The sequence below is a fragment of the Exiguobacterium sp. UBA3491 genome (genome assembly GCF_002377745.1).
In the GTDB taxonomy this organism is placed as follows: Bacteria; Bacillota; Bacilli; order Exiguobacteriales; family Exiguobacteriaceae; genus Exiguobacterium_A.
On record NZ_DFQK01000032.1, the window covers coordinates 330,748 to 354,123 of the forward strand.

27 protein-coding genes are annotated in these 23,376 nt (G+C 46.9%); 1 reads left to right on the forward strand and 26 read right to left on the reverse strand.

Annotated features, from left to right (window positions below; translation table 11 throughout):
- Positions 1–54: 54 nt before the first annotated feature.
- The 24 genes from B4F99_RS14155 to prsW form a co-directional block, all read right to left on the reverse strand.
- Complete coding sequence (locus tag B4F99_RS14155) at positions 55–846, reverse strand: menaquinol-cytochrome c reductase cytochrome b/c subunit (protein WP_035407183.1); 792 nt, start codon at positions 844–846, stop codon at positions 55–57.
- A gap of 40 nt (positions 847–886) precedes the next feature.
- Entirely contained in the window at positions 887–1,558 is a 672-nt protein-coding gene (gene qcrB / locus B4F99_RS14160) for a menaquinol-cytochrome c reductase cytochrome b subunit (protein ID WP_214854423.1), read from the reverse strand.
- A gap of 3 nt (positions 1,559–1,561) precedes the next feature.
- The gene (locus tag B4F99_RS14165) at positions 1,562–2,068 is read right to left on the reverse strand and encodes a ubiquinol-cytochrome c reductase iron-sulfur subunit (protein ID WP_035396830.1); all 507 of its coding nucleotides are present in this window, start codon (positions 2,066–2,068) and stop codon (positions 1,562–1,564) included.
- A gap of 104 nt (positions 2,069–2,172) precedes the next feature.
- Positions 2,173–2,613, reverse strand: a complete 441-nt coding sequence (locus B4F99_RS14170) for a DUF2487 family protein (protein WP_035407181.1) — start codon at positions 2,611–2,613, stop codon at positions 2,173–2,175.
- Between the two features lie 183 nt (positions 2,614–2,796).
- Complete coding sequence (locus B4F99_RS14175; RefSeq protein WP_035407179.1) at positions 2,797–3,327, reverse strand: ReoY family proteolytic degradation factor; 531 nt, start codon at positions 3,325–3,327, stop codon at positions 2,797–2,799.
- A 28-nt stretch (positions 3,328–3,355) separates the two neighbouring features.
- The gene (locus B4F99_RS14180; protein WP_231496842.1) at positions 3,356–4,642 is read right to left on the reverse strand and encodes a tetratricopeptide repeat protein; all 1,287 of its coding nucleotides are present in this window, start codon (positions 4,640–4,642) and stop codon (positions 3,356–3,358) included.
- Positions 4,643–4,653: 11 nt separating this feature from the next.
- Positions 4,654–5,910, reverse strand: coding sequence for a 3-phosphoshikimate 1-carboxyvinyltransferase (aroA, locus tag B4F99_RS14185; protein WP_214854426.1), 1,257 nt, complete (start codon positions 5,908–5,910; stop codon positions 4,654–4,656).
- Positions 5,901–6,962 carry a 3-dehydroquinate synthase gene (aroB, locus tag B4F99_RS14190; RefSeq protein ID WP_290759137.1) on the reverse strand — a complete coding sequence of 354 codons (1,062 nt, stop codon included), beginning with the start codon at positions 6,960–6,962 and terminating at the stop codon, positions 5,901–5,903. The genes aroA and aroB overlap by 10 nt, the downstream gene beginning before the upstream one ends.
- Positions 6,959–8,113 carry a chorismate synthase gene (gene aroC / locus B4F99_RS14195; protein WP_290759139.1) on the reverse strand — a complete coding sequence of 385 codons (1,155 nt, stop codon included), beginning with the start codon at positions 8,111–8,113 and terminating at the stop codon, positions 6,959–6,961. The genes aroB and aroC overlap by 4 nt, the downstream gene beginning before the upstream one ends.
- 19 nt (positions 8,114–8,132) lie before the next feature.
- Positions 8,133–8,909 carry a CheR family methyltransferase gene (locus tag B4F99_RS14200; protein WP_035407169.1) on the reverse strand — a complete coding sequence of 259 codons (777 nt, stop codon included), beginning with the start codon at positions 8,907–8,909 and terminating at the stop codon, positions 8,133–8,135.
- A gap of 192 nt (positions 8,910–9,101) precedes the next feature.
- Positions 9,102–9,518: a nucleoside-diphosphate kinase gene (gene ndk / locus B4F99_RS14205; protein WP_214854435.1), complete on the reverse strand. Its 417-nt coding sequence runs from the start codon at positions 9,516–9,518 to the stop codon at positions 9,102–9,104.
- A 93-nt stretch (positions 9,519–9,611) separates the two neighbouring features.
- Positions 9,612–10,574: a polyprenyl synthetase family protein gene (locus B4F99_RS14210; RefSeq protein WP_035407163.1), complete on the reverse strand. Its 963-nt coding sequence runs from the start codon at positions 10,572–10,574 to the stop codon at positions 9,612–9,614.
- A 1-nt stretch (position 10,575) separates the two neighbouring features.
- Positions 10,576–11,283 (reverse strand): demethylmenaquinone methyltransferase, encoded by a 708-nt coding sequence (locus tag B4F99_RS14215; RefSeq protein WP_035407160.1) that lies wholly within the window; start codon positions 11,281–11,283, stop codon positions 10,576–10,578.
- 22 nt (positions 11,284–11,305) lie between these two features.
- Positions 11,306–11,884 (reverse strand): heptaprenyl diphosphate synthase component 1, encoded by a 579-nt coding sequence (locus B4F99_RS14220; protein WP_290759144.1) that lies wholly within the window; start codon positions 11,882–11,884, stop codon positions 11,306–11,308.
- Positions 11,885–12,024: 140 nt separating this feature from the next.
- Positions 12,025–12,297, reverse strand: coding sequence for an HU family DNA-binding protein (locus tag B4F99_RS14225; RefSeq protein ID WP_012370671.1), 273 nt, complete (start codon positions 12,295–12,297; stop codon positions 12,025–12,027).
- 85 nt (positions 12,298–12,382) lie between these two features.
- Complete coding sequence (locus B4F99_RS14230; protein ID WP_035407154.1) at positions 12,383–13,117, reverse strand: hypothetical protein; 735 nt, start codon at positions 13,115–13,117, stop codon at positions 12,383–12,385.
- Positions 13,114–13,311, reverse strand: coding sequence for a DUF2768 domain-containing protein (locus B4F99_RS14235; protein ID WP_231496841.1), 198 nt, complete (start codon positions 13,309–13,311; stop codon positions 13,114–13,116). Before B4F99_RS14235 ends, B4F99_RS14230 begins: the two co-directional genes overlap by 4 nt.
- A gap of 18 nt (positions 13,312–13,329) precedes the next feature.
- Positions 13,330–14,355, reverse strand: coding sequence for an NAD(P)H-dependent glycerol-3-phosphate dehydrogenase (locus B4F99_RS14240; protein ID WP_035407152.1), 1,026 nt, complete (start codon positions 14,353–14,355; stop codon positions 13,330–13,332).
- A gap of 14 nt (positions 14,356–14,369) precedes the next feature.
- The gene (gene der / locus B4F99_RS14245) at positions 14,370–15,680 is read right to left on the reverse strand and encodes a ribosome biogenesis GTPase Der (RefSeq protein ID WP_029342014.1); all 1,311 of its coding nucleotides are present in this window, start codon (positions 15,678–15,680) and stop codon (positions 14,370–14,372) included.
- A 123-nt stretch (positions 15,681–15,803) separates the two neighbouring features.
- The gene (gene rpsA / locus B4F99_RS14250) at positions 15,804–16,937 is read right to left on the reverse strand and encodes a 30S ribosomal protein S1 (RefSeq protein WP_056062180.1); all 1,134 of its coding nucleotides are present in this window, start codon (positions 16,935–16,937) and stop codon (positions 15,804–15,806) included.
- Between the two features lie 102 nt (positions 16,938–17,039).
- Positions 17,040–17,639 carry a lysophospholipid acyltransferase family protein gene (locus B4F99_RS14255; RefSeq protein WP_035407149.1) on the reverse strand — a complete coding sequence of 200 codons (600 nt, stop codon included), beginning with the start codon at positions 17,637–17,639 and terminating at the stop codon, positions 17,040–17,042.
- Positions 17,636–18,310: a (d)CMP kinase gene (cmk, locus tag B4F99_RS14260; protein ID WP_290759148.1), complete on the reverse strand. Its 675-nt coding sequence runs from the start codon at positions 18,308–18,310 to the stop codon at positions 17,636–17,638. The genes B4F99_RS14255 and cmk overlap by 4 nt, the downstream gene beginning before the upstream one ends.
- Before the next feature lie 76 nt (positions 18,311–18,386).
- Entirely contained in the window at positions 18,387–19,043 is a 657-nt protein-coding gene (locus tag B4F99_RS14265; RefSeq protein ID WP_035407143.1) for a flagellar brake protein, read from the reverse strand.
- 19 nt (positions 19,044–19,062) lie between these two features.
- The gene (prsW, locus tag B4F99_RS14270; RefSeq protein WP_035407140.1) at positions 19,063–19,740 is read right to left on the reverse strand and encodes a glutamic-type intramembrane protease PrsW; all 678 of its coding nucleotides are present in this window, start codon (positions 19,738–19,740) and stop codon (positions 19,063–19,065) included.
- A gap of 167 nt (positions 19,741–19,907) precedes the next feature.
- Between prsW and B4F99_RS14275 the strand changes: the two genes are divergently transcribed.
- Positions 19,908–20,876 carry an asparaginase gene (locus B4F99_RS14275; protein ID WP_290759151.1) on the forward strand — a complete coding sequence of 323 codons (969 nt, stop codon included), beginning with the start codon at positions 19,908–19,910 and terminating at the stop codon, positions 20,874–20,876.
- Between the two features lie 51 nt (positions 20,877–20,927).
- On the opposite strand, the gene B4F99_RS14280 is transcribed toward B4F99_RS14275, so the two are convergent.
- Together B4F99_RS14280 and B4F99_RS14285 are read right to left on the reverse strand one after the other, a co-directional pair.
- Positions 20,928–21,917: a YpdA family putative bacillithiol disulfide reductase gene (locus B4F99_RS14280; protein ID WP_290759154.1), complete on the reverse strand. Its 990-nt coding sequence runs from the start codon at positions 21,915–21,917 to the stop codon at positions 20,928–20,930.
- 130 nt (positions 21,918–22,047) lie between these two features.
- Positions 22,048–23,313 carry a Glu/Leu/Phe/Val family dehydrogenase gene (locus B4F99_RS14285; RefSeq protein ID WP_214854451.1) on the reverse strand — a complete coding sequence of 422 codons (1,266 nt, stop codon included), beginning with the start codon at positions 23,311–23,313 and terminating at the stop codon, positions 22,048–22,050.
- Positions 23,314–23,376: the final 63 nt, after the last annotated feature.

The window sequence follows — 23,376 nt, forward strand, 5'->3', positions numbered from 1 at the left end:
TCGTTTCACCTCATCATCGACAAAAGCCGGAGGATTGCTCCCCCGGCTTTTGGCTTATTTATTGTTTTCGCCGCCTTCACCGTATGAAGCGATGAATTTCGCAAGTTCTTTATGATCGGCATCTGAGCCTTTGAACTGACCAGCCGGCATCGAACCGACACCTTTGACTGCGATATCATAAATCTCTTTTTCAGTCTTTTTCGTTCCGACGAGCGCTGGAGCTGCTGCTCCACCTTCGAGATTCTTACCATGACAGTTGACACATGACTGGTTCGAATAAATTTCGTATCCTTTTGCCGATGTATCAATTTTTGGTCCTTCGTTCATCGTCAACTCACCTTGCTTGTGGATGGTATCCCAGTGTGTCGTTTGAACAGATTCCCATGTCAAGAAGACGATCGAGACGACTGCGAGGAGCATCATGCTGACGGCGACTGGCCGTTTCGCAGGACGGCGTTCAAGACCTTGGTCGAGCCATGGCGCGACGAGAAGTGCTGTGAACGCAAGACCTGGAAGGATGACTGTTCCCATCAAGATGTATGGACCTGCAGCGAATTGGTATTTCAAGAGCTGATAGAGGAATAGGAAGTACCAGTCCGGAAGTGGAATGTACGACGTATTCGTCGGATCGGCAATGTTTTGAAGTGGTGCTGCTTCTACGATTGTCAGAGTCATGAAGCCGATCAAGAAGACCGCTCCAACCATCCATTCGCGAAGTAAGAAGTTCGGCCAGAACGCTTCCGTTCGACCTGGATATTCCGAATAGTCTTTTGACTTGTTCGGCATCCGGTTATTGATCGACACCCGTGAATCGGTGACGAATTTCATTCCTTTACCACGATGCATCGTGTTCTCCCCCTTTTTTGTTGTCTAGATGATAGTCGGTTTAAAGTGGTCCAGAGATCCCTTGTTTACGGATCATCAAGAAGTGGGCCCCGAGCAAGACGAACAATGCTGCAGGAAGGAAGAAGACGTGAATCGCAAAGAATCGAGCGATTGTACTTGCGCCGACGATTTCTCCACCCGCAAGGAGGGTCTTCGCGATACCACCGATGACCGGGATACTTTCAGCAATCTGAATCGTAACTTTTGTCGCGAACAACGCTTTCATGTCCCAAGGCAATAGGTATCCTGTCAGACCGAGAGCTAAGACGACGAAGAACAAGAGAACTCCGACGACCCAGTTCAATTCACGTGGTTTTTTGTATGAACCAGTGAAGAAGACACGTAATGTATGTAGGAACAACATTACGATAACGACAGACGCACCCCAGTGGTGCATACCACGAACGATTTGTCCGTGTGCGACTTCGTTTTGTAGATAGTAGACGGACGCGTGTGCGTTGATGATGTCCGGTACATAATACATCGTCAAGAACATCCCCGAAAGAATCTGGATGACGATCGTAAAGAACGTCAATCCGCCAAAACAATAAACGAAAGCTGAAAAGTTATGTGCCGGGTTGACGTGCTCCGGTACTTCATGATCGGCGATGTCTCGCCAGAGCGGCGTAATATCAACGCGCTCATCAATCCAATCATAGATTTTTTGCATCATCGCTTACGCACCTCTTTCGACTGGTTTACCAAGGTAGAGGTAACCATCTTTCTGTTGCATTTCATACTCATCGAGTGGTTTCGTTGGAGGCGTACCAGGTACGTTCGTGCCATCCTTCGTATACCGTCCGAAGTGACATGGGCAATAGAATTGCTCCGGGTGCGTTGGATCTGCGCCGAAGCTGACTTGGCAACCTAAGTGTTTACAAATCGGTGAAAGGGCCAAAATTTCTCCCTTATCATCTTTGAACACCCAAGCCGACAACGTTTCTTCGAACTCATACCACGCATCTTGCGTTTGTTTCTTGAAGTCGACCCGTTTTGGTTCTGTCGTGATATCCGACAACTTCATTACTTTTACTTTATCGCCTGCTCCTGATTTCTTCAGGACTGGATCAACTGCGAAGTTGACCATCGGCATGACCATTGTCGCAGCCATGAAACCGCCGACGCCTGTCAATGTATACGTCAAGAATTGACGACGTGTTACGTTAGACCCGTTTTGAGCCATCTCGATCCCCCCTTGTGATGTACGCTGTGCCCCAAGACGACAGTACTTCACACAAATTTCTCACATGGTAATAGTATCTTAATAAAATCATTGCGTCAACCGCTTCATAGCGCGGTCCAACGGTTTCCTAACTGTTCGAGAACTTGTCCAACAAAATTCCCGACCATCTGACCTTGTTGGTCACGACTCATCGTCTCAAGAGCTAGACGTGGCACGTAGATAATCTCTTCTGCGGCAGTCTCCTTCCACCTTAAATCAGCGGTGATGAAGGTGATGAAACGGAATTGCCCGGAAGCAGCCGCTTGACGCCATCCTTCCAACTGTTCGATCGACGGTACATCGATGTAGGTCATGGCAGGTAAGAGCAACGCCCGTCCAGATAGCTGGCGTTCGACTTCGGACGCCACCGTCAATGTCATGTCTGCGCATTCCGCATAAGCATGCATCGCCTCATCGAAACCGATCGGAAGCAAAGGCACGATTAGCGTGTCGATATACGCTTGCTCGCTTCGTGTCCGCTGTACGTCGGATGGTTTGAAACGCAAGTCATTTCCCCCTTTCTTTCTTACTTACAATTCGTCACATTTAATGTATCATATCCACATTTCCTCCTGCTCTCTTAATGTGAACGTTTTATGAAATTCCACCCTATTTTTCTTCATATTTTGCACAAATCTTCACATACGAAAAAGACTCTATCGCCTGTTATAAGCAATAGAGTTCTTTGATTAAGGGAGTTGATTTCGAACGAGACGTAACTGTTCGGAAAGGGAGTGGAATCGATGTTGATCGCGTGCATCAAGTGCTTCATCGATCAATCGGACCAACCGTTCTTCTTCTTGTCGATTGACCGTGACAGCGATGAAATGAGTCGCTTCATCTGCTAAACGCGGTTCAACAGCGACTTCCGGACGAAATGGATTTTCTTCCAGTAAAGACAAGTATTCATCGTCCATCATCATGCCTTGGAAGTTTAGCTCGATGTAGATATCTTCCGATGTCAAACGAATGTCATGATACGCTTTTTCTGGATCTAGCGTCGTGACGTCCCCTTTTTTAAAAAGAAACGGTTCCGCATCGAATCCATATGTCGTCATGATAATGGCTTTCGGAGCGAAAGTCGCATTTTGAACGAAGTGTACCTGCTCGAGTTTTGCCTCGTTACGCAACCAGTAATCGATGATCCATTTTGCTTCCCGTCGCTTTAACGTGTAATAGGTCAAGATGCGGCGTAAGAATCGCTGCTTTCTCTCTATCATCTCAATCCTACTCCCTTCTCCCGTGAAGTCATCCATCCATTCGTTCAACATAGTCGACGAGTTCGTTATCCTCTGGTGTCAACTGTGCAGCGCGTCGTAAGAGACGTTGTCCCTCTTCACGCCGTCCTTCCTCGACGAGTGCAAAACCATACTCTTTCAAGAAAAGCGCGTCTTCCGTGAATGCGCCTTCGACTATCGCATAGTTCTCCATCGCTTGCGTGTATTCCTCTAACGCATATAAAGCGCGCGCCCGGTACCATGTCAGAATTGGAGCCGTGACATGTTCTTCAATGGCTGAGATCGTCTCAATCATTGCTTCATGATCCTCGTCTTCTGCCAGTAACGAAAGCAAACGTTCCGCTGCGACGATTGATTCCGGGTTTAAAGCGAGTGCTTCACGTAACGCTTGAACACTTCCTGCGCGATCGCCGAGTTTGAGAAGGAATAAGGCTTCCATCGTCCGTAACTCGTCATTATAATCATCGCGCTCCATCCCTTGCTTGATGACGTTCAGTGCTTCTTTCGTCAGCCCAAGTTCGGCTTGGCTTTCCGCGTACGGTACATACGCTGATGTATAATCCGGATCCTGCGCAATCAATTGTTGGAATGTCTCGACTGCTTTTTGGTGTTGACCGACACGGTGAGCCGTCATCGCAAGACCAAACAGCGTATGCAAGTCGGAACGTTCTGCGACAGCACGTTCATACAGTGGAATCGCATCCTCAAATTGTCCTGTCATCGCGAGTGATTCCGCGTACAGGGCATCGAGCGGCAATTCAGCACGTAACTCTGGACGCTCTGCGATTTCAGCGAATAGTGGTACCGCTTGATCAAACGCACCGAGCGTCATGTAGAGCTCGGCTAATCCGTATGCCAGTAATGGTTCTTCAGGAGCGAGATTACGTGCTTCCTTCAGCTTCGCTAATGCCACTTCGTCAAGACCTTGTGACTGATAGAGGTCAGCGAGTAATACGAGAGAACGGGGACCATATTCCATGTCCGTTGTGTCGACCTGCTCAAGGACAGAAATCGCTTCCTCTTCCCGGTCCAAATCGATATAACATTCTGCCAGTAACAAGGCGACTCCGGCGTTACCTGCGTATTCGACGTAAAGCGGTGCCAATAGATTAACTGCTCGGTCTGATAATCCAAGTTCGATATAGAGATCGGCAACCGCGAGGCGATCCTCATCCGTCCCTGTCTTTTCGAGTTGTTCTAGTGTCGCTAAGGCTTCCGAGGTATGGCCGTGTTCTAGTTCTTCGATGATGCCATTCAATACTTGTTCATTCAAGGCAAACGCCCCACTTTCTGTCATCCGCCTATTTCTTACTCAGATCGGTCGGATTGAAGTTTATTTAAATCATCATAGAACGTTGGGTAGCTGACTTCAACTACTTCGCGTCCATGCACTATAATTTCCGGGTTGATTGTCGCCGCGATCGTCAACATCATCGCGAGTCGGTGATCACCTGCACTGTCAACTTCCGCTGCTTGCAAAGGTGTCGGTCCTTCGATAATCATACCGTCATCCGTCGCCTCGATATTCGCCCCGAGACGCCGTAACGCCGTCACGACCGTCTCGATCCGGTCCGTCTCCTTGACACGGAGCTCTTCCGCATCGCGAATGATCGTTCGTCCCTCTGCTTGCGTCGCAAGCAATGCAAGTAACGGGATCTCATCGATCAAGGAAGGGATTTGTTCACCTTCGACCGTGGTCGCTTGCAACGATGTCGTCTCGACGGTCACATCTGCCGTCTCCTCTCCACCATCTTCTGAGCGATGATCGATTTCGACACTTGCCCCCATCTGGCGCAACGTCTGTAAAAAACCGATCCGTGTCGGATTCATCAAGACGTGCGTCGTCGTGATCCGACTATCCTGCCCGATCGCTGCTGCCGTCCACCAAAACGCTGCTGACGATGGATCCCCCGGGATGTCGAGTGACGTCGCTTGTAAATGTACAGGACCTTGAACACGAATATGTCGACCATCTTCGTAGTCATCGATCGATACGTCAACGCCAAACTGCGGCAGCATCCGTTCCGTATGGTCCCGTGATAGAATCGGCTCGATGACCGTCGTCTCGCCCGTCGCATGTAAACCTGCGAGTAAGACGGCACTTTTCACTTGCGCGCTTGCGACCGGTAACGTATACGTCGTTCCGACAAGTGGCGTTCCCGTAATGTGAAGCGGCGCCGTCTCACCTGTTATGTTCGCTCCGAACAAGGCAAGTGGTTCCGTGATCCGTTTCATCGGACGTCTGCGCAAGGAAGCATCTCCATCGAGTACATACGTTGCTTGACCGCCTGCTAGAATCCCACTTAAAAGACGGATCGTCGTTCCCGAGTTTCCACAATCGATCGTTGCTTCATGAAATGTTTCCGTACCGGTGATGCGAATTTCTCCTGCTGTTCGCTCGACGTGTGCCCCAAGCGCTCGCATCGCTTCTAATGAAGCGAGACAGTCCGCTCCTTCGAGTGCATTTCTGACATGTGTCGTTCCTTTAGCGATTCCACCGAACAGAAAAGCACGGTGTGTCATTGATTTATCGCCCGGTACTTGTACTGTTCCTCTTAATCCCATTCTAAACACCTCATTGTTTGATTGAACGCTTGTTGCAATCGTTCTTCACTGATTGCCTCTAAGTCAAAACGTCCTTCTTTCTCAAGGACGAATCGGATCGTAGTTTGGTGATTCTTTTTGTCACGACGCATCAGTTCCAGATATGTCTCGAACGATTGTCGGTCCGGCAATCCGGTTCCGAGACGGTGGAGCAATCGTCCGAGTTGTTCCGCCTGTTCCTCATTTCCTTCCAAAAACTTGACGAAGACGAGTCCGATCCCTACTGCCTCGCCATGCGACAGACCCGGGCTCGCATATTCAACGGCATGCCCGAATGTATGCCCATAATTCAAGAAGGCACGCATCCCTTGCTCCGTCTCATCTTGTTCGACGATATCCCGTTTAACGTTAATCCCTCGTGCGAGCCAGTCTTCAAGATCAAGCTCTTTGATAGTATCCAACGAGACATCGAGTAACGTATCTGCAAACGATGGTTGTGCGAGGAATCCATGTTTGACCAATTCAAAGAAGCCGCTCCGCCATTCCCGATCTGGTAATGTCTGAAGAAGCGTTAAATCATACACGACACCGCTCGGTTGATAAAATGCCCCGACCAAGTTTTTTCCAAGTGATAAATTCACACCGACCTTTCCACCTACACTCGAATCATGTGCTAAGAGTGTCGTCGGAATTTGAATGAACGGGATGCCGCGCAAAAAAGTCGCTGCAACGAATCCCGCTAAATCACCTATCATGCCACCACCAAACGCAAGGATGATACTATGTCGTGTCATTCCATGACGTATTCCCTCTTCCAATAAAGAACCGTAGACCGCAAGCGATTTACTCTGCTCCCCAGCTGGCACAGTGCTGACATGAATGTTTGTTGATTGAGATATAGACCCTAATGCCTCTTGCAACGTGTGCAAGTGCAAGTCGCGAACTGTCTCATCCGTAAAGATCCAGATGCGATCCGCCTCGTTCAGCGCCGAAAGATGCGACAAACGTGCTAATGCCCCATTTCCGACAAATACTGGATATGACGTTTTTAACCGGATATCAAGCTCGATCAAAACGTTCGAACCTCCTCTGTATAAGCGGCAACGGCAGCCTGAAGACGATCAATCGTTGATGTTCCGAACATTTCAAGGATAGCGACCGCAATCTCAAACGCAACGACGGCTTCTAAGACAACAGATGCGGCAGGAACGGCACAGGCATCACTTCGCTCGATTTGTGCCGTGAAGGCTTCCTTCGTCTCAATATCGACTGATTGCAGGGGACGATAGAGAGTCGGAATCGGCTTCATCGCTACTTGGACGCGGATCGGCATCCCTGTCGACATTCCGCCTTCGATTCCACCTAGATGGTTCGTCCGTCGATGATATCCAGCGTCATCATGAATGATTTCATCTTGGACGGTACTACCCTTGCGACGACCGAGTTCGTACCCGTCACCAAAACCGACGGATTTCATCGCATTGACGCTGATGACAGCTTGCGCGATTCGGCTGTCGAGCTTCAAATCGTTTTGAGTGAAGGATCCAATGCCTGGCATCATGCCCGTCACGACGACTTCGATCTCACCGCCGAGTGTATCGCCTTCTTTTTTGGCAGCATCAATTTCCTCCATCATTCGTTGACCTGCAAGTTCGTCGGCACAGCGAACAGGTGAAGCATCAATCGTTTCCTGATATTCCACAGGATCTTTCCAAGGAGCATCAATCCCACCGATTGATCGTACATGCGAGAACACTTCAATTCCGAGTTCATTCAGTAATTGTTTAGCGAAGGCACCGACGGCAACACGTGCTGCTGTCTCACGTGCTGAAGAACGTTCCAGCACATCGCGTAAATCACGATGACCGTACTTCAATCCGCCAACGAGATCCGCATGTCCGGGACGTGGACGCGTTAATGTCCGTGGGCGCTCCAACTCTTCTTCGAGCGGTTCCGCCTGCATGACTTGTGTCCAGTGCGTATGATCCTTATTCTCGATGAACAAACTGATCGGTGATCCCGTCGTATATCCGTGGCGAATCCCACCACGTGCATCAATCTGATCTTGTTCGATTTGCATCCGTCGACCTCGTCCATATCCCCCTTGACGACGCGTCATTTCACGCTGAATGGCTTCGAAATCAATCGTGAGTCCTGCCGGCATCCCGTCAATGATGACGGTCAATCCTTTTCCGTGTGATTCTCCTGCTGTCATATAACGCATTCGCTTCATCCCTTCCTGTTCAACCGATTTTTTCGTAAAAGAAGCTTTGTTTCATCTTTAATCCAAATCGTTCTGGTTGGAAAATTTGTTCCGTTCCTCCAACGAACAGAATACCGCCTGGTTTTAATGCCTCGACGAACGAACGATAGACATGTGCTTTCGCTTCTTCCGTAAAATAAATCAGTACATTACGGCAGATGATTAAATCAAAACCGGTATCGTACCGGTCGCCTAACAAATTATGTTTACTGAAACGAACAAGTCGTTTGATTTCTGGAACAACTTCGAATGTCTGCTCCTGCTCGATGAAATATTGCTTTTTCCGCGCTTCTACGACCTCATTCAATGCGGAAGCTCCGTATCGACCAAGCTTCGCTTTTTCAAGGACAAGCTCATCCAAATCCGTTGCTTGAATCGTAAAAGCCGACGAATCGAGTCGTTCACTTAAGATCATCGCTAGGGAATACGGTTCCTCTCCCGTCGAACAGGCAGCACTCCACGTTCGAATTCGTCCATGTGCACGTGATTCCAAGACCGGTAAGATGTCTTGCTCCAATTGTTGCCAACGTATCGGATTACGGAAGAATTCACTGACATTAATCGTCATCCGATCTAGAAATTCTTCGTATAACGAGGTACTTTTGTCCATTGCCTGCATATAGGATGCAAACGTACTGTACCCTTTTTTGTCACGTAACGCCGTCAACCGTCGTTTCATCTGTGCTTCTTTATACTGACCGAGATCAATCCCTGATTTGATCTTGAATCTTTGAATGAAAAGTTCGTAATCTTCCAAATGGCACACCTCGCTCACTCTCGATATCAAATGGTCATCTCTTTGACCGGTTCAACTTATTTTCTATAGTAGCATAAAGCTATAGGCATTCCAAAAAGCAATTAACCAATCCGGTCAGTCCGTTTTACAAGAATACGACAAAAGGGATTCGATTGAATCGAATCCCTCCCCGCTTGTCCTACTATTCATGTATTAGACATTAACTGGCTGTCCTTGAAACCAAAGACCCAGCTCACGCTCCGCACTTTCGATACTGTCTGAACCATGAATGACGTTCTCACTCATCGTGTTCGCAAAATCACCACGGATCGTTCCAGGTGCTGCTTCAAGTGGTTTTGTTTTTCCGATCATCAAACGAGAAACGGCAACGACGTCTGCCCCTTCAACACGCAGAGCGACGACAGGACCTGACGTCAGGAAAGTGACCAACTCTCCAAAGAATGGTTTCTCCGCATGTTCCTCGTAGTGTGCTTTTGCGAGTTCTTCTGTAACGTTCATCATTTTCATTTCACGAATGATGAATCCTTTGCGTTCGATCCGTCCGATGATTTCCCCAATCAATCCACGTTTTACGCCATCCGGTTTGACCATTAAAAATGTCTGTTCCATCTCTAGTTCCCCCTATGAAATGCTTTTAGAAAAGCGCTTACATAGTCAGTTTACCGGCTTTTTAGAAGAACAGCAAGAAATTTTTGACAATCTTTATCCTTTTCGTTTACCAACGTAGCGCGCCACTTCTTCGAGCGATCGTTTAGCGGAAGATTTGGGTAAGGGTTCGAGCCGGTTGATGGCACGACGAATGTAAAGATCGACCGTTCGTTGTGTTCGTTCGAGGGCACCTGAAGTTTGAAGAAATGCTAGCAATGGTGCAACTTCTTCATGGGTAGGCATCGTCTCGATTTTCGAAAGACTTTCGTAAAAGGCAGCATCTTCCGCTCCATAAAAGACGGGTAACGTCTTATGTCCATGACGTAGATCCTCTGCCACTGGCTTACCAAGTTGCGTTCGATTCGCTGTGAAGTCAAGCAAATCATCAGCAATCTGAAAAGCGAGTCCGATATCTCGTCCAAACAGTCGTAACGCTTTCGTATCGGCCGCTGAACAATTCGCAACGATTGCACCTAGATGGCAACTTGCTTCAATGAGAATGGCTGTTTTTCGTTCAATTCGTTTGATATAACGTTTAATCGACTGTTCCCAATCATATTGATCATAGATCTGTTCAATCTCACCCTCGCAAATTTCACGCATTGTATGGACCATGACTTGGACCAGCTCTGGTTTTCCGACTTCTCCAATCAACCGAATCGCTTCCCCAAACAAATAATTGCCTGAATAAAGCGCCACTTCTTCATCGAAGTATTGCATAACGGTCGGTTTTCCTCGTCGTAGTTCAGCGTCATCAATGACATCATCGTGTACAAGCGATGCCATATGGACGAGCTCAAGACTTGCTGCTACACGGATCAGTTCATCGCGATCTGCCTCACCGAATTTAGAGGCTAACAATACGAACGCTGGTCGAATCCGTTTTCCACCAGCTTTCAGCAGTTGTTTTCCTGCTGCATCAATCGTTGGTTCCTCCGAAGCGATATGACTGATCAGAAAACGATCGACTAAATTAACTTCCTTCGTGACATCACGGTAGATGGAATGCAGTGACATCTCACCACTTCTTCCCAAGGTGCATCGCAGCAGCCCCACCCGCGAATGCTTTGACTTCCACTTGCATGAAGCCTGCCTGTTCGAAGAGTTGTTTCAGTTCGACACGGTCGAGGAACACTTCCGTTGATTCTTGTAACCAGTTGTATTGATCATACGATTTAGCAAGCAAACGACCTACTTGTGGCATGATTTTTCCAAAGTATAGCGAATATGCTTCTCGGAAAATCGGTGCCGTCGGTTGACTCGTTTCCAGACAGACGACCGTTCCACCTGGTTTTAAGACGCGATGCATCTCTTTAATGACCTGAAGGTAATCAGGAACGTTCCGTAAACCGAAACCAATTGTCACGAAATCAAATGAGTTGTCACCAAACGGTAAATCCATCGCATTTCCGTGAATCAATTCGATGTTTTTCATATCGAGCGCTTCTACTTTCTCCACGCCGACTTTTAACATATTTTCTGAAAAATCAAGTCCCTTGATGACACCAGTCGGACCGGCTGCTTTTGCCAGTTGAATCGTCCAGTCTGCCGTTCCACAACAAAGATCAAGACATTTAGCACCTGGGAAGACTTGCATCCGGCGCATCGTTTCGCGTCTCCACAATTTATGCAGTCGGAAGCTGATGACTGAATTCATTTGATCATAGTTCGTTGATATCGATTGGAACACTTCATACACTTTTTTTTCTTTATCTTTTGTCTGCACACTGCTCACCCTTTCCAAGATCTCATGCTACCGCCATCTGTTCGAGATGCGATAACAGTAATTTCTGTGCGACCAGATCTAGCTGCTCTGCCTGTTGTTGAATGATCTGCCGTCCTTGTCGTGTCAGCCATTCTCGTTTGGTGATTGCCGCGAGTCCTTGCATTAATCCGAACTCTGCTGTTAACCATAAGAGAACCCGTTCTTCCGTTGATTCATAGTTCATTTCGTGTAAGGCACACTTCGCTTCATTGACACGTTGAATGGTCCGTCCGAGTGAGACAAGAACCTCTTTCGGCAAACCCGCTAATTGTTCGAAGAAGTAGCTCGAGAAAAGATCTCCAGCTAATACAAGAAGCTGTCTTTCCTTCGAACCGCGTAATGTTTTATTGACGCGTTCATGCAGACGTAAGGCGACTTGTGCGAAATGAATCGCTTTGACGAGTGCTTCTGAATCTAGCTTGTCATGTTGAGCGACATCAATCAACCAACGGATCTGTTCACGATCGATGGAAGGGAAATCCACATGTCGAGCCAATCGTGTCGTTTGTTTAGTGGTGAGTGCAGTGATGATTTCATCCACGCGCAGCTCATATTGTTCCATGCTTTTACCCCCCGATCTCCAGTGCCATCTCGTTGATGGACGTTCTTCTTTTTTAATATACCATAATCGGCGGGCTTTCACGCTTCTGAATGTCCACAAAAAAGCCGCCCGAGAAAATCTCGGGCGACTATGTAGCCGGATTACTTCACAGCATCTTTCAATGCTTTACCTGGTTTGAAGGCAGGTACTTTGCTTGCTGGAATCTCGATATCTTCTTTCGTACGTGGGTTGCGACCTTTACGGGCTGCACGCTCACGGACTTCGAAGTTACCAAATCCAATCAATTGGACTTTCTCTCCAGACTGAAGTGTCTCAGTGATCGATTCGAATGTTGATTCAACAACTTTCGTCACGTCTTTTTTTGTAAGACCTGATTTTTCGACGACTGCTTGAATGAGTTCAGTTTTGTTCATTACTTTCACCCCCTCCCAATCACTTCTTCGAGGGTAATCATACCCTATAAACGTTGCTATTACAACATTTTCGTGTAAATAACGTTCAATTTTCAGATTCTTCGCTCGATTTCTCTGAAAACACAGGTTCGCCTTTTTCGTTTATCGTGTAGCTTTGAGAATAGGCAGGAACAAAAGGTTGATCTTCATAAAGCAAATACCGAATATCCTGACCGACTTTCGGCTTTTTCTTCGCAGTTTGTACAGCTTTCTTCAACTCTGGCAAATAGTTGATGAAAAGACGACCTTGACCATCGACATAGATCGATAGCTTTTCATCTGAGTACGGACTTGGGACAGTCGGTTCTTTTTTGATGAATAACTTTTTATAGTCGAGGGTAAACTGATTTTTTCCGATGGAGCCTTTAAATGGGTACTTATCATTCTTCTTGCGATACGCATCAATTCGGACTTGAAGCTTCTGTAGTTCTTCCGCGACAAGCAAATCCATCAATTTGACAGTCGGCTTCGTCTCAACGTCGACCAACAAATAGATGAATGTTCCCCCGCCTTCAAAACTGTTCGTTGGTGGATCACTCATATAACGAGGTATCAGACGGCCCAGTTCGATTTGATAACGTTCCATGAGTGGCGTATCTGCCTCCATCGTTTTGATCGGCAAAACACCTGTGTCTTTCTGGTATGCATCGACGGCATCCTGAACGGTACGTAATTGTTGCGGATACGGCACGCGGTTCGACGGTTTCTGGCTGTCCGGAAAGAGACAACCTGATAATAACGTCACCGGAATGAGCATGAGTAGTACGAACCACTTTTTCATGCGCTCGGTCCCGCCATGACGATGAATACCATGATGATCGACGCAACGATGAAACAAACGAATGCCAAGGTTGACACGAGAATCTGCCAAATCCCTTTCAACTTCGTCCGACTGACCGTGACCAGCAAGACACTGATCGCAAAGAGTCCGATGCCAGCGAACGAAATCCACATTTTTAATAATCCTGGACTCAAGGTTTCCACCCCACTCCGTTAATCTTTCGTCGTGAAGAGATGCTCGATCTCATTTTTTTGTGGTCGTTGCATCAACTTTTTGACTTCTTCTTCCGGTGTATGACCGTCAAAGAGAACATGGTATAAAGCAGAAGTAATTGGGAGTTCACATTGTTTCGACTCTGCTAGATCATATGCAGCTTGTGTCGCACGAACACCTTCTACGACCATTCCCATGTTTTCAAGCACTGTCTCTAGTTTTTCTCCTCGACCGATGGCATTTCCCGCACGCCAATTTCGGCTATGGACAGAAGTACAAGTGACGATTAAGTCACCCATTCCTGTCAAGCCGGTGAACGTCATTGGGTTTGCCCCAAGCATCGTTCCAAGACGAGCCATCTCGACCATTCCACGCGTAATCAAGGCTGCCTTGGCATTGTCCCCGTAACCGAGACCATCTGTCATACCCGCAGCAAGTGCAATGATATTCTTCAGTGCTCCACCGAGTTCTGCCCCGATGATGTCCGCATTAAGGTAGACACGGAAGTTTTCATTCGTAAACAATTCCTGCACACGACCAGCCTCTTCTAAATCATCCGATGCAACGGTCACCGTCGTCGGTTTACGTAACGCAACCTCTTCAGCATGTGAAGGACCTGTCAAGACACAAACCGCTTTACGTTTCGCCGGGTCGACCTCTGCTTCGATCAACTCAGACAATCGAAGATGTGTCTTCGGTTCGATTCCTTTTGATGCATGAATCAGGACGACTGGTTCTGTCAATAGTTCATTTAATTGACGAGAAACCGCACGAATCGCAGATGACGGTGTCACGATCAAAATATGTGTCGCGCCTTCGACCGCCACTTTGAGATCCGTCGTCGCCTTCAAGGATTGTGGCAACACGACGCCCGGCAAGAATTGCGCATTTTCATGATGCTCATTGATGCGGTCGACATTTGTTTGTTCACGACCGTAAAGAATGACTTCCTGATCATTATCGGCTAAGACGAGCGAGAGCGCCGTTCCCCAGCTTCCCGCTCCGATGACAGCGATTTTGGTCATACTGACTCACCTCATTATTGTTTTTGACGAGCTAAAATCCGGATTGGTGTACCTGTGAAATCAAATGCCTCCCGAATCCGGTTCTCGAGATATCGTTTATAAGAGAAGTGAAGCAACTCTGGATCATTGACGAACAAGACGAACGTTGGCGGACGCGACGCGACTTGAGTCGCATAGTTAATCCGTAGACGAACCCCTTTATCTGTCGGCGCAGGGTTCATAGCGACGGCATCGACGATGACATCGTTCAAGACACTTGTCTGAATCCGTTGCGCATGACTGTGCGCTGCTTGCTGAATGACTGGTAATAACGTTTGTAAACGACGTTTTGTTTTAGCTGAGACGAAGACGATTGGTGCATAGTCAAGGAAACGGAATTCTTCCCGAATCTCTTCTTGCATCTTTTTCATCGTCTTATCATCTTTTTCAACAGCATCCCATTTATTGACGACAATGATGACCGCGCGACCTGCTTCATGGGCATATCCTGCTACTTTTTTATCTTGTTCGATGATACCTTCTTCACCATCAAGAACAACACAGACGACATCTGCTCGTTCGATTGCTTTTTGAGCACGCATGACACTAAAGCGTTCTGTCGATTCATAGACTTTCCCGCGTTTTCGCATCCCTGCCGTATCGATGATGACGTATTCTTGTTCATCCCGCGTAAACGGTGTATCGATCGCATCACGTGTCGTACCAGCGATATTCGAGACGATGACACGCTCTTCACCAAGAATCGAGTTCGTCATACTTGATTTCCCGACGTTTGGACGACCAATCAAGGCAAACTTAATCGTACTTTCGTCATATTCCAACTCTTCTTTATCTGGCGCGAGTTCAAGGACACGGTCGAGTAAATCACCAAGTCCAAGACCATGTGTACCAGAAATCGGGAATAAGTCCCCGAATCCAAGAGAGTAGAATTCATACATTAAATCACGCATTTCAAAGTTATCGACTTTATTGACAGCTACGACGACTGGTTTGTTCGAACGGAACAACATGTTCGCGACTTCCTCATCCGCTGCTGTGATTCCTTCGCGTCCGTTCACCATGAAAATGATGACGTCCGCTTCATCAATGGCGAGCTCCGCCTGATGACGCATCATTTGAAGTAGGGGCTCATCCCCAACTTCGATTCCACCTGTATCAATCAAATGAAAATGACGATTCAGCCATTCTCCAGTTCCGTAAATACGGTCGCGGGTAACGCCTGGCTTGTCTTCTACGATTGAAACCCGATCTCCAATCACCCGGTTAAAAATCGTCGACTTTCCGATATTTGGGCGACCTACGATCGCCACGACTGGAATTGCCATCCCAACACCTTCTTTCTCTTCTCTCGCTTCATAGCCGTTCTATTGTATCAAATCAAACTCTCATATACCATAACAAACCGCATATAAAAAGCGGACACGCTTGTGTCCGCTTTGTGTCATCCTTTATTCTTTCGTCTCTGAATCGTCTTCTGTCAAGTCAGCGACAGAAAATCCTTCTGATTGATTCGAGTAATCCGAATAGTCCTCGGAAGACCCTTCTTCCTCTTCGAGAACACGTGTCGAGAGCGAGATCTTGTGCTCATCAAGACGCACTTCGAGTACCTTCGCTTCAATTTCTTGTCCTTCTTCAAGTACTTCTGAAGGCGATCCGATATGACGGTTCGCGATTTGTGAAATATGCAAAAGTCCTTCTACCTGCGGTGCAAGCTCAATGAAGGCACCGAACTGGACAAGACGACGTACGCGTCCTTTGACAATATCCCCAGCTTCGATTTTCCCTTCCATCTGTTGCCATGGACCCGGTTGTGTTTCCTTGATCGACAATTTAACCTTTTCTGTATCACGGTCGACGCCAAGTACTTTGACTTCGACTTTCTGACCTTCCGTGACGATGTCCGAAGGACGTTCGACACGATGGTGTGCCATTTCCGAGATATGAACGAGACCATCGACGCCACCGATATCAACGAAAGCACCGAAATCTGTCAATCGTTGGACTGTTCCTTCTAGAACTTGCCCCACTTCTAGATTTTCGAGTGTCTCTTTTTTCTTCGCGTTCAATTCACCTTCAACGACGGCTTTGTGCGAGAGAATGACACGGTTCTTCTCTTGATCGAGTTCAACGACCTTGACGTCAATCGAACGACCGATGTAATCCGAGAAGTCCTCGACGTAATGCCGCTCGACAAGCGACGCTGGGATGAATCCACGGACACCGATATCAACGACGAGACCACCTTTAACGATGTCTTTCACGACAACTTCAAAGATCTCACCTGATTTATACTTCTCTTCAACTTGCTCCCAAGCTTTAAGTGCATCAATTTCTCGTTTTGAGACGACGACCTCTTCATCCGTGATTTTCTTGACCTTCACTTGTAGTTCATCTCCGACGTTCAACACACCACGAATATCATCGAGATGAAGACTCGATACTTCGCTGATCGGTAAGATGGCTTCTGTTTTATATCCGATATCAATGAGTGCTTGCTTGTCTTCAATTTTCACGACCATTCCGGTAACTACCTGGTCCCGATGAATTTCAAAATCAGGCATATCTTTCATTTCTTCGACCATTCCAAAACAACCTCCTCACGATGAGTACAAGAAACGCCTGACACGTGTCAATGCGTTTATCCTGCTTCTAACTTCTTACAATTCTGACTATTTGTCAAGGTATTAAGCGTGATTGAAGTAGACGGATTTGATTTCGTCCATGATTCGATCAGAAATCGCTTTCGCAGCACCACGTTGATCACGTAAATCCGAAATATCGACCGGTTTTCCGATCGCGACGCGCATTCGTTTGAAAGGGCGATACGATCCAATGATGGCAATCGGTAAAATCTGAGCATTCGATCGTAAGGCGAAGAACCCTACACCGGGTTGTGCTGATGTGAATTCTCCTGGAGCAGAACGCGTTCCTTCTGGGAAAATGCCAACAGTCTCATCCGTATTTAACAGCTCGATCGTCCGTTTCAAGGCTTGACGGTCCCCTTGACCACGACCGACAGGATAGGTTCCTGCCGCAATCATCAGCTGCTTTAAGGCAGGGACTTTAAACAACTCCTCCTTCGCCATATAACGAACCGAACGTTTCGGTGGAATCGCACTGACGAGGAAGACGGGATCCCAATTTGAACTGTGGTTGGCACAGATGAGTAAGGAACCGTCTTTCGGAATATTCTCTTGCCCCGTCACCTTCAATCGGAAGACTGTTTTGGCTATGACCCAGACGACAAACCGCGCAATCCGATAAACGGTATCTTGACGTTTCATTTTAGAACACCTTCCGCTAGTTCCATCAGGCGATCAACGACTTGATCAATCGTCATCTCTGTCGTATCTAGATATAATGCGTCGTCTGCTTGGCGTAGAGGAGAGACTTCACGTTCACTGTCCCGTTTGTCCCGCAGCGCGATTTCTTCTTGAAGAACTGTGATATCGCTATCGATCCCACGCGCGATGTTCTCCCGGTGCCTTCTAGCTGCACGCTCTTCCACAGTTGCCGTCAAGAAAACTTTTAATTCAGCATCAGGTAATACGACTGTACCGATGTCACGACCGTCCATGACGATGCCACCCTGATCTGCTAATTTTCGTTGCGCCGTGACGAGTGCTGCTCGAACTTCTTTTTGACGAGCGACGAACGATACATTATTCGTGATTTCGATGGAACGGATCGCATCCGTCACTTCGCGATCACCAATAAAGACACGTTGCCCGTTTTCGCCTGGTGTTAAACGAATATCAAGCGATTTCATCAATTCGCCAAGCACTTCTCCGTTGTTCAGATCAAGCGATTGTTCGAGTGCTGCGAGCGTAACGGCACGATACATCGCCCCTGTATCGATATATACATAGTCAAGGCGTGCCGCCAGTTGTTTTGCGATCGTACTTTTCCCAGCACCTGCTGGTCCATCTAATGCAATTTGAATCTTCTTCATCATCCATCCAATCCTTCCATCTTCCCCATATTTGATGGGGATTCATTCTTCCGAACGTTATCATAGCAAAAAAATGCGGTCAGGTGAATGGATTCATGCCCCTTCTTGAACTTTTCATTTGCATTTGATAACAGTGACGCAATACTAGCTCACGACTTCTGTCAGGAATCATTGTAAATTGGAATGCGAGTTCATACCGTTCTTCCCGTCGATCGATACGGACGAGCTCAGCAATAACATCTAACGTACTCGAAATGCCGTCACCAGTAGGTAGAATGAATGTCATCTCCACCTCTTCCTCTTTTTGAATCGGTAACTGATCCGACAAAATCATCATGCCACCAGCCGATAAGTCAAGCGTCACCGTCGTAAACGGATCAAATTGCGTTTTATGCGGATGAACGGCGACATCAAGCATTTGTGGTACTCGAACGAATTGACGTCGTTGGATGCGCTCGATTTGATCATCACTTGGTCGCTTTAAGGCGTACCGCTGACCACGAAGTGGATCATTTTGTCGTTCCACGACGACCGTATCAAATCCAAATAATTTACCTTTTTCTTTAAAGAAGTAAAACGAAACTTCTTCGTGGTCTGACAAGATGAACGTTTTCAATGTCGCGACCTCACTTGGTGCCTCGATCCAAATCAATCGATTCGTTACGGCTGTTACTTTTGACCGTCCTTGTCGATCTTCACTATTCGAAAGCATTACTAAATCCCCGATTTCCATCATCCTACTTCGCTCCTACTTTCTATTCGATGCCATCTGAATGTTGTTTTTTTCGTTTGAATCGACGATTCAAACGGTTGGCACCTCGTACTTGAAATAATCCGATCGTCCATAAAATGATCATGAAGACGATTGGCAAAACAGATATACCACCATTTTCCAATATTAACAAATTAAATAAGATATGTGCAAATACCGGAATCGTTATCGATAAGGACAACCACCGATACGGGTGAGGCGAGAATTTCGCCATTCCCATGAAGAAACCCATGATGACAGCAAACAAAGCATGACCGGATACCGGTAGTAAAGCTCGGAATAGCATGTGTTCGACCGTTCCATTCACCATCAGATATAAGATGTTCTCAAGGGTAGCAAATCCAAGCGAGCACGCTACGGCATAGATGATCCCATCATAATAATCATTAAACCGTTGATGGATATACACGGTATAAAAGACGACGAACCATTTTGCAAACTCTTCTGTGACTGCTGTTCGAACCAATTGCACCTCTTCACGCCCACCAAACTCCGTTTGAACGATGTAGTCGATGAACATCAAGGGAAAAACGAGTAAAATTCCAAAAATGAAGCTTCGAAGGATATATCCAACGGGCTCTGATTCATGTTCGTGACGTAGATAAAAATAAGTTAGGAGTGCGATGCCTGGGGCAACTCCGGAGAAAACGATTTGAATCACGCTTCCTCTCCCCCTTTCTTCCTCTCCATAAGAATAAAGGTTTCTTGGAAAAAAGAAAACGTCCTCGTTGTTTCGGGAGGGAAAAAGGTTACAATATGGAAGAACTAATTGAATATGCTATAGAAAGTAGGTGAAGGTCTTTTGTCTTTTGACACAGACCATTTAGTATGAAATCATTATTATTAATTCATACGGGTGGAACGATTGCGATGGCGCAAGATCACTCCGGTCACGTCTTACCGAATGACATCAATCCACTGGATGCTTCACTACCTCGAGCGACGGATATCGCAAACATCACAACGCGTCATTTTTCAAATTTACCTTCTCCACATATGACGCCCGACATCATGCTACGTTTGGCACACTTCATCGACAGTGAACTTGCTAAGGAACACTACGATGGAGTCGTCATCACCCATGGGACGGATACACTTGAAGAGACCGCTTATTTCTTACATTTGACAATTGGTGCACCTGTTCCGATTGTTTTGACTGGAGCCATGCGTTCATCGAACGAAGTCGGATCAGATGGCGAGTTTAATTTGATCACGGCACTCCGTGTCGCCGTCAGTGAAGCAGCGCGTGAAAAAGGTGTTCTTGTCGTCTTTAATGGTGAGATTCATTCGGCATTCAACGTCACGAAAACGCATACGTCATCCGTCGATACGTTTAAATCGGTTCACTTCGGAAATCTTGGAATGGTGACGAAAGATCACGTTTACCTATTCAACACGCCACTTCTGAAGCAAATACATATGGTAACCTCGCTCTCTAAACGTGTTGCTGTTTTGAAAGTATATGCCGGAATGGAACCAGATTTATTACTAGCCGTGAAACAACTCGGTTACGATGGACTCGTACTTGAAGTTCTCGGTCAAGGAAACGTCCCACCGAGTATCGTCGATGCCATTGCCGAATTGATCGCAGTCATGCCGATCGTCATCGTTAGTCGATGCTTCAATGGAATCGTGCAAGATGTTTATGGATATACAGGTGGCGGTCAACAGTTAAAAGAGATCGGTGTCATTTTCTCAAATGGACTGAACTCACAAAAAGCACGACTTAAATTAATGATTGAACTCGAAATCAATGCGACCCAATCAGAACTCGAAGAGTCATTCCGGGTCGAATAAATGAAAAAACCTCTTGACTCGGAACTCATCAGTCCGAATCAAGAGGTTTTTTTAGACGTGAATTGATAGACCACGTAATCGTTCGACGAGATGATTCGCGATGTTCGCGCCATGAAAACGTCCGTTTTCAATGAATATCTTATTGGCATCGTATCCTGCTGCAACGACGCCGGCAATATAAATTCCAGGAACATTCGACTCCATCGTCTCTTCATCATGACTCGGAACACCTGTCTTGCGATCGATCGCGATACCAGCATCAGCGAACAAGCCGACGTCTGGTGTATAACCCGTCATCGCAAATACGAAATCTGCTCGGACAGTCCGCTTGTCTCCCTCCACTCGGTAAACGACTTCTTGGTCCGTGATTTCCTCGATCATCGCGTCAAACACCATCTTGACCTTTTCCGAACGAACGAGTGATTCGAAGTTCGGCAAGACCCAAGGTTTGATCGACGGACTATACTCGGGTCCACGATAAAGTACGGTTACGCGTGCTCCTGCTTTTTCAAGCTCGATTGCTGCATCAACACTTGAATTCTTCCCACCGATGACGACGACATCCTGATCAAAGTATGGATGCCCTTCCGTAAAATAGTGCGATACGTGGGGTAACGTTTCTCCTGGGACGTCCATTCGGTTCGGTAACCCATAATAACCTGTCGCAAGCACAACAGATCGTGCTTCTCGCTGTTTCTTCACTCCAGAGCGTTCTGAATGGATGATGAAGCGATCCGCTTGACGTTCAATGTGCTCGACCGTCTCAAATGGACGAATCGTCAACCGCTTTCGTTTGACGACTTCTCGATAATAGACGAGTGCATCGAGACGACGTGGTTTTAATTCCTTATTGATGAACGGCACGCCACCGATTTCTAATTTTTCACTACTTGAAAAGAACGTTTGATGCGTCGGATAACGATAGATCGCTTCAACGATATTTCCTTTTTCGAGTACTTCGACGTCTAGTCCTCGATCTTGCATTTCGATCGCTGCCGATAAACCACATGGTCCTGCACCGATTACGATACAATCTAACATTCGAATATCTCCTCTTCCGGTTGCTTTTTTTATATCTTAGCAAATCTCATCAAGAGACGAAAGAAATTGCAATAGGAAAACACCCGCTCCTCATCTAGAGGAACGGGTGGTACGTATTTTTAACGTTTAATTAGACCCAACCACGGAAACGGGATGCTTCTGCCATTTTCCGCACACCTACCATATAAGCGGCGAGACGCATATCGACATTTCGCGTCTGTGCTGTCTGATAGACTTGGTTGAATGAGTTCACGAGGACCTTTTCGAGTTTCTCGTGGACTTCCTCTTCCGTCCAGTAATACCCCTGATTATTCTGTACCCATTCGAAGTAAGAAACCGTTACGCCACCACTCGAAGCAAGAACATCCGGAACGATCAAAATGTCACGTTCTGCAAGAATTTTCGTCGCTTCGTTCGTCGTTGGACCGTTTGCTGCTTCTACGACGATCGCTGCGCGGATATCATGTGCATTGTCTTCTGTAATTTGATTCTCGATTGCCGCAGGAACAAGAATATCACATTCGAGTTCAAGCAATTCTTTATTCGAGATCGTATTTTTGAACAATGTCGTAACCGTTCCGAATGAGTCGCGACGGTCCAGTAGATATGGGATGTCGAGTCCGTTCGGATCATGAAGTGCACCGTAAGCATCACTGATGGCGATGACTTTTGCACCTAAGTCATACATGAACTTCGACAAGAAGCTACCTGCGTTCCCGAACCCTTGAACGACGACGCGTGCTCCTTCAAGTGTAATGCCTTTTTTTGCTGCCGCTTCTCGGATCATGATTGCGACACCTTTCGCCGTTGCTGTTTCACGACCATGTGAGCCACCAAGAACGAGCGGTTTTCCTGTGATGAAACCAGGAGAGTTAAATTCATCGATCCGGCTGTACTCATCCATCATCCAAGCCATGATTTGTGAGTTCGTGAAGACGTCAGGTGCTGGAATATCCTTTGTCGGTCCAACGATTTGACTGATGGCACGGACATATCCACGGCTGAGACGTTCGATTTCGCGGAAGCTCATCTCACGTGGATCACAAATGATCCCGCCTTTCCCGCCGCCATATGGTAAATCAACGATACCTGCCTTCAGACTCATCCAGACGGATAATGCTTTGACTTCGATTTCCGTCACGTTTGGGTGGAAACGAATTCCCCCTTTTGTCGGTCCAACAGCATCGTTATGTTGCGCACGATATCCTGTGAAGATTTTCGTCGAACCATCATCCATTCGCACCGGAATCCGGACTGTCAACATCCGGAGTGGTTCTTTAAGTAATTCATACATTTCGTCTGGATACCCTAACTTCCCTAGTGCTTCCTTGACGATTTCCTGTGTTGCTTCCAGTACGTTCTTGCGATGATTCGCATGTTGTTGGTCAGTGATCATTCCAACGTTCCTCCCCATAAGTGGCATCCCCTATGCCGTTTCCTTGTTCGGATAAAGTATACT